10 protein-coding genes are annotated in these 11,710 nt (G+C 65.4%); 7 read left to right on the top strand and 3 right to left on the bottom strand.

Annotated elements, in window-relative coordinates:
• Positions 1-88 precede the first annotated feature (88 nt).
• Together C1A15_RS00110 and pth are read left to right on the top strand one after the other, a co-directional pair.
• On the top strand, positions 89-1,054 hold the full coding sequence (locus C1A15_RS00110; RefSeq protein ID WP_101720692.1) for a ribose-phosphate diphosphokinase: 966 nt from the start codon (positions 89-91) through the stop codon (positions 1,052-1,054).
• A 214-nt stretch (positions 1,055-1,268) separates the two neighbouring features.
• Positions 1,269-1,826, top strand: a complete 558-nt coding sequence (pth, locus tag C1A15_RS00105; RefSeq protein ID WP_101720691.1) for an aminoacyl-tRNA hydrolase — start codon at positions 1,269-1,271, stop codon at positions 1,824-1,826.
• Positions 1,827-1,852: 26 nt separating this feature from the next.
• Here the strand turns inward: pth and C1A15_RS00100 are convergent, their stop codons facing one another.
• Positions 1,853-2,497, bottom strand: coding sequence for a DUF1648 domain-containing protein (locus tag C1A15_RS00100; protein ID WP_245864837.1), 645 nt, complete (start codon positions 2,495-2,497; stop codon positions 1,853-1,855).
• A gap of 333 nt (positions 2,498-2,830) precedes the next feature.
• Here C1A15_RS00100 and C1A15_RS00095 point away from each other — a divergent pair, with 333 nt between their 5' ends.
• The gene (locus C1A15_RS00095; RefSeq protein ID WP_245864835.1) at positions 2,831-4,183 is read left to right on the top strand and encodes a DHA2 family efflux MFS transporter permease subunit; all 1,353 of its coding nucleotides are present in this window, start codon (positions 2,831-2,833) and stop codon (positions 4,181-4,183) included.
• Between the two features lie 251 nt (positions 4,184-4,434).
• Entirely contained in the window at positions 4,435-4,644 is a 210-nt protein-coding gene (locus C1A15_RS00090; RefSeq protein WP_101720688.1) for a helix-turn-helix domain-containing protein, read from the top strand.
• A gap of 167 nt (positions 4,645-4,811) precedes the next feature.
• Here the strand turns inward: C1A15_RS00090 and C1A15_RS00085 are convergent, their stop codons facing one another.
• Positions 4,812-5,528 (bottom strand): Crp/Fnr family transcriptional regulator, encoded by a 717-nt coding sequence (locus C1A15_RS00085; protein ID WP_101720687.1) that lies wholly within the window; start codon positions 5,526-5,528, stop codon positions 4,812-4,814.
• Between the two features lie 265 nt (positions 5,529-5,793).
• Between C1A15_RS00085 and C1A15_RS00080 the strand changes: the two genes are divergently transcribed.
• From C1A15_RS00080 to C1A15_RS00070, 3 genes are all read left to right on the top strand, one after another.
• Positions 5,794-6,456: a 4Fe-4S dicluster domain-containing protein gene (locus tag C1A15_RS00080; RefSeq protein ID WP_101720686.1), complete on the top strand. Its 663-nt coding sequence runs from the start codon at positions 5,794-5,796 to the stop codon at positions 6,454-6,456.
• Between the two features lies 1 nt (position 6,457).
• Positions 6,458-8,707 carry a molybdopterin-containing oxidoreductase family protein gene (locus tag C1A15_RS00075; protein ID WP_101720685.1) on the top strand — a complete coding sequence of 750 codons (2,250 nt, stop codon included), beginning with the start codon at positions 6,458-6,460 and terminating at the stop codon, positions 8,705-8,707.
• Between the two features lie 685 nt (positions 8,708-9,392).
• Positions 9,393-10,655, top strand: coding sequence for an MFS transporter (locus C1A15_RS00070; protein ID WP_101720684.1), 1,263 nt, complete (start codon positions 9,393-9,395; stop codon positions 10,653-10,655).
• A 9-nt stretch (positions 10,656-10,664) separates the two neighbouring features.
• Here C1A15_RS00070 and C1A15_RS00065 read toward each other — a convergent pair whose 3' ends face one another.
• A complete protein-coding gene (locus C1A15_RS00065; RefSeq protein WP_101720683.1) occupies positions 10,665-11,636 on the bottom strand; it encodes a CPBP family intramembrane glutamic endopeptidase in 972 nt (323 codons plus the stop codon).
• Between the last annotated feature and the right edge of the window lie 74 nt (positions 11,637-11,710).

Genomic DNA, 11,710 nt, shown 5'->3' with positions numbered 1-11,710 from the left:
GACGGGTGCGGATACAATAGGGGCCATGAGACAGGGGGCGACGGCTGCGGGGCGCGGCGGCCCCAGGGTGAAACAAAGGAGCGCGCACATGACGGAAGTGCAGAAGAGCATGGCCTTGTTCTCGGGGTCGGTCAACCCCGAGCTTGCCGACGAGATCGCGAAGGACTTGAACGCATCGCTCGGCAACGTCAAGCTTGAGAAGTTCGCGAACGGCGAGATTTACGCGCGCTACCAGGAGAGCGTTCGCGGTGCCGACGTGTTCCTCATCCAGTCGGTGTGCGGTGCCGAGGGCTACGATGTGAACGACGCGCTCATGGAGCTGCTCATCATGACGGACGCCGCGAAGCGCGCGTCGGCTCGCTCCGTGTCGGCCGTCGTCGCCCACTACGGCTATGCGCGCCAGGACCGCAAAGCCGCTCCGCGCGAGCCCATCACCGCCAAGCTGGTGGCCGACCTGCTGGCCGCCGCCGGCGTGGACAACGTCATCACCATCGACCTGCATCAGGACGCCATCCAGGGCTTCTTCGATCTGCCGGTGAACCACATGACCGCCATGCCCATCTTCGTCGACTACTTCAGCAGTATGGGCCTCGACAAGGAGAAGCTGTGCGTCGTGTCGCCCGACGTGGGCCGCGCGAAGGCCGCCAAGAAGTTCTCCACGATGATGGATTGCGACATCGCCATCATGCACAAGGACCGCCCGAAGCACAACCAGGCCGAGATCACGGCGCTCATCGGCGACGTGCAGGGCAAGGTGTGCATCCTCAACGACGACATGATCGACACGGCCGGCTCGTTGGTTGCTGCCGCCACCACGCTCAAGGCGAAGGGTGCCGAGAAAGTGTACGCGTGCGCCACGCACGGCCTGTTCAGCGGCCCGGCGTACGATCGCATCGAGAACTCCATCATCGAGGAGGTCGTGGTGACGAACGCGGTGCCCGTGCCGCTCGAGCGTCAGACCGGCAAGGTGAAGGTGCTGTCCGTGGGCCCGCTGTTCGCGAAGACCATCAGCAACGTCTACAACAACGGCTCCGTCGCGTCGCTGTTCGAGTAGGGGGTTCCGCTGTTCTACGAACAGCGGAACGGGCCGACGCTGCGAAAGGCCGTGGCGCCCAATCTTCGCGCGATGGCGAAAGCTCGCGTACCGAAGTATCCCCTGCGGGGACTTCCTTCGGGGCGCGCTTCGCCTCCGCCATCCCACGAATCTCGGGCGCCACGGCCTTTCTCGCTGAATGTACGAACGACTTGCGAGTGGAAAGCTGGTTCTCATGTTTTTAATCGTGGGCCTGGGGAACCCGGGCGCGGAATACGAGCATACGCGGCACAACGCCGGATTCGACACGGTGGATCTCATCGCCGACGAGGTGGGCGCGCGCTATTGGAAGACCGAGTGCGGTTCGCTCACGTCGAAGGGCGTGTACCGCGACCACGACCTCGTGCTGGCCAAGCCGCAGAGCTTCATGAACACGTCGGGCGGGCCGGTGAAGCAGCTCATGAACGCATACGGAGTAGGGCCCGATCATCTCATCGTCGTGCATGACGAATTGGACATCGATCCCGGCACCGTGCGGGCCAAATTCGGCGGCGGGCATGCGGGCCACAACGGCTTGCGCTCCATCTGCGACAAGCTGGGCACGCGCGATTGGTACCGCGTGCGCGTGGGCATCGGTCGCCCGCCGGGACGCATGCCCGTGGTGGACTGGGTGCTGTCGCAGCCCAAGAAGGACGCCGCAGACGACTTCGCGCAGGCCACCGACCGCGGCGCGCAAGCAGCGTTGTCGCTGGTGCAGGTAGGTTTGGAGAAGACCCAGCAAGCATTCAACTAGCGCGCACCCGCCTGACGGCGGGTGCGTCATTTCACCAGCAGCACCAATTCCATGATGACGAAGCCGGCGAGGAACAGCAGCAGGCCGCCGATGGCGCGCGCTTGCTGCTTGTCAGCGCCCGTACGTTTCTCGAGGTCGCTCGTGCCAGGGTGGAAGTTCACGAGCGAGAGGCCCTTTCCGGTGATGAGCATGTAGAGGCCCGGTGCCAGCAAGGAGAGGAATGCGGCCCCGCACACGAGTCCGGATATGAGGGCATCCACATTGGTGGGGAGCATGAAACCTTTCGGCTGAAAGGCGGCGAACAGGCAGACGATCAGGATGCAATCCGCAACGACGATAAGCCCTGCAAGAACGGGAAACGGTGCGCCGTGCAGGGATCTGTCGGCCACGATCCAATCCTGGCGTCCGGTTTCGCGCTGGCGCTCCGTCACGTAGTACGCTCCTGCCAGAACAAACGCGATAGCGGACACGATGCCCGCGGCGACGAACAGCTTGCCCTTCGGCCCCCATTCGTCCGGGCCGTTCATGCCGTAGTGCAGCGGGACGGTGTCGGGAAGGAACGGTTGGGCCAGCGCGGTGAGGACGACCGGCAGCGCGGCCAGCACGAGCAGCACCGTAACGCGCGCCCAGCTCAAGCGGTACGCCGGCGCATCTGCCTCGTTTTCGGTCACAATCCCTCCTCTCTACAGGATTCCAGTATACCGGAAGCACGTGTTCCGCGAACTCGACCGTTCGTGGCAGAAACGCGGAGAAATTCGTCGTCGAAGCGCTTCCCGATAGTCTGCGTTCTCTTCGGGGTTTTTGCCGACCTGGGACGATGCGACGAACGGTATCCGTTTTTGGAAGATCGGGCAGGCTCAAGAAACTTCATGCGACGAATTTCTCCGGGTTTCTGCCACGAAATGGGTAATCGGATTTTTCGGCGCTTGGGATATACTGGAATGCGCTGGTCGGAAACGAAGGGCAGGCGACGTGCGAGCATGAAACGAGTGAAGAGCGAGCGAATGAGCGTGTACGCGCTGTTCGCCATCGTCGTGCTGGCGTCGGCGTCGGGCAACCTTTCGCAGACGGCGGTCAACGCCATGCTGAACGACATCATGCTGCAGTTCGGTCTGACCGTTGACCTGGGACAATGGCTAACCACCATCTACATGCTGGTGCTGGGAATCACCGTGCCGGTGGCAACGTTTCTCTCGCGGCGCTTCTCGGTGCGGCAGCACGTGTTCATCGCGCTCGCGTTCTTCCTCGTGGGTGCGGTGGCCGACCTGCTGGCGCCCAACTTCGCCGTGCTGCTGGTCGGGCGCGTGTGCCAGGCCGTTTCCACGGGCATGCTCATGCCCCTCATGCAGACCATCGCCATGACGCGCTTCCCGCGCGGCCGGCAGGCGACGGCGATGGGCATCGCAGGCATCGCCATGGGCTTCGCGCCCAACATCGGGCCCACCATCGGCGGCGCGATGAGCTTCGCGCTGGGATGGCGCAGCTTCTTCGTGCTGCTCGTAGCCATCATGCTGGTGCTGGGCGCGGCAGCTGCGATCGCCATCAGGCCCTCGGCGGCTCCCGACAAGGGCGCGCGGCTCGACGTGGTGTCGCTCGCGCAATCCACGCTGGGGTTCGGCGGCCTGCTGCTGGCGTTCTCGAACGCGAGCAGCTTCTCGTTCGACAGCCCCTTCATCTGGGCGCCGCTCGCGCTGGGCGCGCTGTTCCTCGTGCTGTTCGTGCGGCGCCAGAATCGCGTGGATGACCCGCTGATCAGCATGGACATTTTCGCGTCGCGCCAATACCGCGCAGGGTTCATCGCGCAGAACCTGTTGAACGCCTCGTTCATGGGCGTCACGCTGATCGTGCCGCTGTACGTGGAGGGGCTGTGCGGCGGGACCGCGCTCGAGGCCGGGGTGGTGCTGCTGCCCGGCACCGTGGCGGCGCTCGTGCTGAACCCGCTGGCGGGCGTGCTCACCGACAAGGTGGGCGTGCGCCCGGTCGCGCTCGTGTCGGGCGTGTTCTTGGCGGCGGGCGCCGTGCTCATGTCGTTCCTCGACGCGGACACGCCGCTGTACGTGACCACGTTGTGCCAGGCCGTGCGCGCGGTGGGCGTGTCGGGGCTCGTGGGCCCGCTTACGTCGTGGAGCCTCGCGCAGCTGCCGCGGCCCATCGTGGCGGACGGCTCGTCGTTCTGCATCTCGGCGCGCCAGGCGTGCGCGTCGCTCGGCACGTCGGTCATGGTGTTCCTCATCGCGGTGGTGGGGGCGTCCGCGGCAGGGGCGGCGAATCCAGCGCTGGCCTACCAGCTAGCCTTCGGCTTCTCCGGCGTGATGGCGCTGGCCACGCTCGGCTTCATCGTGGCGAAGGTGCGCTAGGAACTTCTCGTTGCGATTGGTCGTCTTCCCGCAACGCAGGGTGTTCGTTCGCGTAGGAGCGTATGGCGTCGTATATCGTTTGCTCCAGCCTTCAAACTTCCTCTTCTGTTTTCGCGAAGGCGAAGATTGCTTTCGAAGCGGCGCGTATCTCTTCAAGCGCATCCAGGTAGTCGTTCACCTGTCTCGCCCGACCCCATAATGTTGTTGATTTGCTACACCTCAGTTTACCTGTTTTCCGTAGCGTATCGGGCATGGATATTCGAACGGCATTGGGATTGCGGATCAAGGAGCTGCGCGATGAGCGCGGTTTAACTCAACGTCGCTTCGCCGAAACGGCAGGCATCGATCGAAGCTATTTGGCTGCGATCGAAAACGGCACCGTGAATGTCGGCATCAAGACCATCGAGCGCATTGCTCGTGGATTCGGGCTCCAAGTTGGCGAGCTCATGCGTGGTCTGTAACGCTCCCAGAACGCCAGGGTTTGCGTTCCGCAAATGCATTGTCGCCCGAAACGTACGGTTTTTCGCGCGAATCCGTACGTTTCGGGCGACAATGCGCCCGTGAGGGGGATCCGAGGCGGCCCAAGCGCGCAGCGGGCCAGACGGCGCGCGTGCGAGACGCCCGCAGCTCAGTACGCTAGCGGGTTGTCTTCCAAGCCGTAGCGGGAGAGGCGGTCGGCGTCGAACACGCGGATGCGCGTGCGCGTGCGTTCGATGACGCCCTCGTTTTCCAGCGCTGCTACGAGTTTCGTGCACGTGGTGATGTGGATGGACAGCAGCTCGGACAGCTGCTGCAGCGTCAGCTTGCACTCGATGTCGTACACGCCGTTCTCGTCGGGGGACTGCGTGGCGCACAGCTTTTGCAGCCACATGATCATGCGCTTGGTGGACGACTGGTAGCCCGTGTTGCTGATGCGATGCCCCATCTGGGCGAACGACATATGGCACACGTTGATGAACTCGTAGAACAGCTCGGGATCGTCTTGGCTCAGCTCGTAGAGCTGACGCTGCGTGAAAGCGAACAGCACGGTGTTCTGAGCGGCGATGAAGCGCGCCTTGTAGCGGCCGATGGAGGCGTAGTCGTTGTACTCCGCCGAGAAAGCGTTGCCGGCATTGCGCCAGTACAGCGGCGCCACCTCGCCCGATTCCTGCTCGAACGTGGCGATGATCTGGCCCTCGTCGATGTAGTAGTAATACAGGTCGTCGATGGTCTTGGCGCTCGTCCGGATGTACTCGCCCTTGAAGAGCTTTTTCTTCTTCCCCTGCGAGATGTACTCGGCGATCTTCAATCGGCGGAACGGCTGGTTCGGTATGAGGATGGATCGGTATTCCTGCTCGGTTGCCATGGTCCCCTCTTCCTGTGGCTCGGCGAAAAACCCCAGGACAATACTAGCACTTGTGAGGGCAAGCCGCCAACGCTGCCATTCAACGCGGCATGAAACCTGGCGTGCGCCAGGAAACGACCATGCCGCCGCCAGCATCGCAGTGGGGCGAAATACGGGAATCGGTTGTTGCAGGCGCGTCTGGAAGAGGCCCTTCGTCCCGCGTAGAGTTCGCATCAGGAGAAGCGCAAGCCGGAGCGGCTGCGCACCAGGGAGAAAGGACGAGGGGATGACCAGGTACGGAATGGCGATCGACCTGCGGCGATGCGCGGGGTGCGGCGCGTGCGTCGTGGCGTGTCAAATGCAGAACAACCAGCGGCCGGGCGTGTCGTGGAACAGCCTCGACGTGTGCGAATGGGGCACGAAGGCGGGTGAGAGCGGCCGAGCGTACGTGCCGAACGCGTGCGTACAGTGCGAGCACCCGAAATGCGTGGACGCGTGCCCCACGGGAGCGAGCGTGCGGCGCGACGACGGCATCACCGTCATCGATTACGACCAGTGCATCGCGTGCGGGTTGTGCTTGGCGGCGTGCCCGTACGGCGCGCGCAAGCTCAACCGCAAAAGCGAGAACATGTTCGGCGCCGACGTGCCCGCGCCCTACGAGTCGTACGGCGTGCAGCGCGAGCTGGTAGCCGAGAAGTGCATCTTCTGCGAGGCTCGGCTGGCCGAGGGCAAGCAGCCGGCCTGCGTGGTGAACTGTCCGGGTCGGGCGCGTTACTTCGGCGACCTGGACGACCCCGAGAGCCCGGTGTCGAAGTTCATCGCCGGCGATGAGGCGGTGCTGCGCGTGGACGAGGGGTCGTTCTACTACCGCCCGGTCGACGGCATGCCGCTCGAGGTGCTGCCGTCCGACGCGCTGGCGAATTCTAAGCAAGGGAAGGAAGGGGCCTAACATGAGCGAGTTCACCAACGTTTCCCGCCGTACGTTCCTCAAGGGCTCGGCGGCGGTCGCGGGCGCGGCGCTGGCCGGAGGCGCCTACGAGATCGTGCATCCCGAAGGAGCCATCGCCGAGGAGGCGCCCGTCGAGGTGAAGTACACGTACTGCGACATGTGCAACCACGTGCCGAAGTGCGGCATCGCCGCCTCGGTGAAGGACGGCAAGGTGGTGCGCGTGGAGGCACGCGACCAGTATCCCGCGTCTCCCATCTGCGCGAAGGGCGTTTCCAGCTTGCAAGAGCTGTACGACCCGCATCGCATCACGTATCCCATGGTGCGCACGAACGCGAAGGGAACGGGCGCGCCGGAGTGGGAGCCCATCTCGTGGGACGACGCGTACGCCCGCATCGCAAGCGAGTTCAACCGCATCAAAGACGAAAGCGGCCCCGAGGCGGTGCTGTTCTACTGCGGCGACCCGAAGGAGCCGCGCGGCGCCATGCAGCGCCTGGCCACGCTGTTCGGTTCGCCGACGTACGGATCCGAAAGCTCCACCTGCGCGGCGGCCACGTGGATGTGCTCGCAGCTGGTGACGGGCCAGCTGACCATGGGCTCCGACCCGACCGACGCCACGGCCAGCTGCCTGGTGTGGTCGCTCAACCCGGCATGGTCGCAGCCGTACCGCTTCGGCGACATGATGAAGCAGAAGGAGCGCGGCTGTAAGTTCGTCGTCGTCGACCCGCGCATCACGCCCACGGTGACCGGCATGGCCGACATCCATCTGCAGCTGCGTCCCGGCACCGACGGCGCGCTGGCGCTCGGGTTCATCAACGTCATGCTGCGCGACGGTCTCTACGACAAGGAGTTCGTGGAGAAGTGGACGCACGGCTTCGATGAGCTGTCCGCCTACGTGCAGGAGTTCACGCCCGAGCGCGTGGAGGAGATCACCTGGGTTCCCGCCGCCAAGCTTGAGGAAGCGGTGCATCTGATCTGCGAGAACGCGCCCGCGACGCTGGTATCCAGCTCGGCCGGCGCGTGCCATGCCACCAACGTGGGCAACTTCCAGCGCGCGGTGTACTCCATCATCGCGCTGACGGGCAACCTGGATGTGGCGGGCGGCCTGGCCATGGGCCCGGGGCTGCCGTTCGACTACTCGGCGTCCACCGCGGCGTTCCGCCTGGAGAAGATGTACGACGAGAAAGGCCTGCAGGACAAGCGCCTGGACAAGGACGATTTCCCCGTGTGGGCGCACTACTTCAAGATGATCCAGACCGCGCACCTGCCCGAGCTGGTGGCCGACGGCAAGATCCGCGCCGGCGTGCTGCTGGGCGTGAACTCCATGATGTGGCCGCAGACGCCGGAGTACCAGAAGGCCATCAAGGACATGGAGTTCACCGTGGCCATCGACTACTACATGCGTCCCTGGACGCACGACCTGGTGGACATGCTGCTGCCGGCCGCCATGTGCTACGAGCGCATGGCCCCGCCCGCCATCTTCGGACGGAAGGTATTCCATCGCGACCCGGTCGTGGAGCCGGCGGGCCAGTGCCGCGAGGACTGGCAGATCATCCTGGAGATCGGCTGCGCGCTGGGCTTCGAGGAGGAGTGCTACGGCGGCAGCGTGGAGGCGGCGCTCGACGACATGTACCAGGGCGCGGGCATCGACATCTCGCTGGAGCTGCTGCGCGAGCATCCCGAGGGCTACGAGGTTCCGGGCGGCACGAAGGACGTGAAGAAGTACGAAACGGGCGGCCTGCGCAAGGACGGGCAGCCCGGGTTCAACACGCCCACGGGCAAGATCGAGCTGGTGTCCGAGGTGCTGAAGCAGTACGGCTTCGAGGGGCTTCCGGTGTATGAAGAGCCGGTGCACAGCCCGGTGAGCACGCCCGACGAGGCGAAGGACTACTCGCTGGTTCTGAACAGCGGCTCGCGCGTGCCGTACTACACGCATTCGAAGCTGCGCGACCTGCCGTGGCTCAACCAGTTCATGCCCGATCCGGTGGTGCGCCTGCATCCGGACGACGCCGAGGCGCGCGGCATCGCCGACGGCTGCCAGGTGCGTGTGTTCAACCAGTTCGGCGAGGTGACGATGAAGGCCGAGGTCACGAACCTCGTGCTGCCCGGCGTCGTGGACGTCTTCCACGGCTGGCACCAGGCCGACATCAACCTGCTGACCACGCGCGACTTCGACCCCATCACCGGATTCCCTCCCTTCCGATCCGGTCTGTGCGAGGTCGAGCGCACGGGGAAGGGCAAGATCACCGTGTAATGCGGCGATCTTCCCGCTGAAGGGAAGGGCCTCGTCCGTTTGCGCGGACGAGGCCCTTCCTCCGTGCGGGCGCCCCGTTTTGGACCCTTGCCGCGCTGCACGGCCCCCGCGTCGACGACGGCCCGGAGTTTCGCGCGAGACGCTCTCGGGCGATGGCAGCACTACTGCCGGCATCCCGACCGCGGCCACGCAGCCAGAGCAGGAAAATCGAGCTCCTCTGCAACTTTTTCGACTTTGTGGCAAGCTGAGGAAACCGCTGAATGCGCCGACCAGGGGTTTTCTCGGGACTTATCGTCCGGTCACAGGCGATCGGTCGTCCAGAAGGCCGTTTTCGGTCCGAAAACCTGCCACAAAGTCGAAAAAGTTGCAGAGGAGTCCGAAAAATCGGTTCGACCCTCGCCGCGCGGGACGATGCGGGTTGTGCTTGCGGGTGCGGAGGGGTGCGTGCCGCTCCGATGTCCGATGAGCAAAGCACGAGCTCGTTCTCTGTTTCTCCCGTCTCCTTGGCGCGCGGCACCCGCGCCAAGCGCGGTCGGATACTATCCGGCCGAGTCATCCCGCGTGATGCGGAGCAAGGGCTTACCAGGTTCCAGTTCGCTTTCTTGGGGGTGACGGGTCGGCGGGCATGGCAGGAGCGGGCCTACACTGGGTGCAGTAGCCCGCGTTCCCGCCGAAAGGGCCTCCCATGATCGCATCAGCCCGTTCCCGTCTGAGCAAGCCGCCCGCGTACCGGTGGTGGATTCTCGTTGCCAACATGCTGGCGTACGGCCAGTTCTTCCTCACCGTGCAGGTGGTGAACGCGTTCTCGTCTACCGTGCAGGACCAGTGGCACCTGGCCACGGCCGATCTGGCGCTGCTGACCACGGTGACGCTGGCGGGCTACGCGCTGGCCAGCGCGGCGGGCGGCAAGCTGCAGGCGCTGTTCGGCGCGCGGCGAACCGTGGTGGGCGGCATCGTGGTGAACGTGCTGCTGGCGGCGCTGTTCCCCACGGTGGTGGGCGCCAGCTACGAGGGTATGATGGCGCTGCGCTTCCTCCAGGGCGTCGCCGGCGGCTGCATCGCCAGCTCGGTGGTGTCGTCAACCACGCTGTGGTTCCCCGTGCGGCAGCGCGGGCTGGCGGAAGGCCTGCTCATGGGCGTGCTGGGCTTCGGCTTCGCGCTGGCGTCGTTTTTCGCGCCGCCGTTGTTGAGCACGGGGATGTCGTGGCAGTTCGCAGCTGCCGTGCTGGTGGTCGCGCCGGGCGCGATCATCGCCATCGTATATGCGACGACGGTGCGCGACCTGGGCGCGGTGTACCCCGGCGCCGATGCGGTGGCCGACCTGTTGCCGCCGGACGAGGCGACCGCACCTGAGGAAAGGCCCGCCGCTCGCCCCGACACCATGGCGCAGGTGCGCAAGCAGCCGCGGTTCTGGGCCGCCATCGTCGTGGGGTTCGTGAACGGGTGGCTGACCTACGGGTTCGCCACGCTGCTGCCCCCGCTGCTCACCGGCAACCTGGGGTTCTCGGGCGACGCCGTGGCAAGCATCACGTCGGCCACGTTCGTCATCACGCTCATCGCGTCGCCTCTGGGCGGCATCCTGTCCGATCGCGTGTTCGGCGGGCGGCGCTGGCCCGTGCTGCTCGTGGGCAACGCCGTGTCGGTGGTGGCGCTCGTGGCGGTGCCGTTCGTGCCGCATGGCCTGGTCACCGCCGTGCTGGTGGTGGCTTACGCGTCGGTGTCGCTGTGCTGCGGCACGTTCTGGACGCTGCCCAGCGAGCTGGTGCGCCCGTCGATCGCCGCGCAATCGACGGGCTTCATCACGGCGGTCGCCAACATCGGCAGCCTGCTGACGGGTTTCGCGTTGGGCGCGCTCATCGACGCGTCGGCCTCGGCGCTGCCCGCCCTCTACCTGTGCGCGGCGCTGGCAGCCGTCAGCGCCATCTCCTGCCCGGTGATCAAGCAGTAGGGGCGTCCGCTAGTTTGCCGTGCGGGCGAGGTCGGCTTTCGTCACGTCGTCGGGCAGGCCCGCTTGCGGCATGTCGAGCGTGCCGGCTTTCTCGCGGCGGCGCAGGTCCCACAGCATGAAGCCGGCCGCCACGATGAAGGCGCTGCCGCCGAGGATGCCCACGGGCATGGGGCCCACGAACGGGTTGCCGCCTGTGACCGAGAACATGATGCCCGCGCTGACGAACGCGTTGACGGCGCCGTGCCCCACGGCCGCGGCGAGGCAGCTGCCCGTGCGCACGGTGACGTAGGTGAGGAAGATGCCCAACACGATGCAGAACACGCACATGGCGGCTATGCCGGCGAACGGCCAACCCGGGTACCCCACGCCGTAGTTGTGTCCGATGATGGTGAGCGGCGCGTGCCACAGGCCCCAGATCACGCCGGTGACCAGCAGCGTCGGCACGATGCTCAGGCGCGTGGACACTTTCGGCACGAGGTAGCCGCGCCAGCCCCATTCCTCGCCGAACGTCGTGAAGATGTTGAGCGCGGGGCCTAGGAACACGGCGAAGGGCAGCTGGGCGAGCAGCATCATCACGACGGCGTCGCTCGGCAGCTCGGCTCCGCTGGCTGCGTTGGCTTGCTGCACGGTGGCCGCCATGGTGGACATGGCCGGGTCGAAATCCTGCGGGAACACGAGGAAGTACAGCGCGGCGCCGATTGAGGCCAGCGCTGCAGGCCCGAACCATGCTACGGCGAACCAGGGCGCGGACTTCCCGAACCGCTTCGGCTTGATCAGGCTGTTCTTGAAGCCCTCGCGCGTGACGAGGCGCGTGACGAGCACGCCGATGGCGGGGAAGAACATGGCCGCCCCGGTTACGAACTGCGCAGCGACCGGCGGTATGCCCGTCAGGGCTCCGGCTGAGACGGGATAGACGACCCCGAACTCGTACGCCCACGTCAATCCGAACGTGATGGCCAGGAATATCACGATGCGCTTCATAGCGTCCTCCTCGTTTTCTAAGCGAACAAATGTTTCACGTGAAACATTTCGATGTGGGTAGGCGCGCTTTCCGG

It is taken from the genome of Eggerthella timonensis, from assembly GCF_900184265.1.
GTDB lineage: Bacteria > Actinomycetota > Coriobacteriia > Coriobacteriales > Eggerthellaceae > Eggerthella > Eggerthella timonensis.
The sequence above is the reverse complement of the archived record's forward strand: the minus strand, read 5'-3'. Positions and strand labels throughout refer to the sequence as shown.

Excerpts from the sequence above, each read along its gene's own strand:
- C1A15_RS00110 (WP_101720692.1), top strand. The coding sequence starts at position 89 with ATGACGGAAGTGCAGAAGAGCATGGCCTTGTTCTCGGGGTCGGTCAAC.
- pth (WP_101720691.1), top strand. The coding sequence starts at position 1,269 with ATGTTTTTAATCGTGGGCCTGGGGAACCCGGGCGCGGAATACGAGCAT.
- C1A15_RS00095 (WP_245864835.1), top strand. The coding sequence starts at position 2,831 with ATGAGCGTGTACGCGCTGTTCGCCATCGTCGTGCTGGCGTCGGCGTCG.
- C1A15_RS00090 (WP_101720688.1), top strand. The coding sequence starts at position 4,435 with ATGGATATTCGAACGGCATTGGGATTGCGGATCAAGGAGCTGCGCGAT.
- C1A15_RS00085 (WP_101720687.1), bottom strand. The coding sequence starts at position 5,528 with ATGGCAACCGAGCAGGAATACCGATCCATCCTCATACCGAACCAGCCG.
- C1A15_RS00080 (WP_101720686.1), top strand. The coding sequence starts at position 5,794 with ATGACCAGGTACGGAATGGCGATCGACCTGCGGCGATGCGCGGGGTGC.
- C1A15_RS00075 (WP_101720685.1), top strand. The coding sequence starts at position 6,458 with ATGAGCGAGTTCACCAACGTTTCCCGCCGTACGTTCCTCAAGGGCTCG.
- C1A15_RS00070 (WP_101720684.1), top strand. The coding sequence starts at position 9,393 with ATGATCGCATCAGCCCGTTCCCGTCTGAGCAAGCCGCCCGCGTACCGG.
- C1A15_RS00065 (WP_101720683.1), bottom strand. The coding sequence starts at position 11,636 with ATGAAGCGCATCGTGATATTCCTGGCCATCACGTTCGGATTGACGTGG.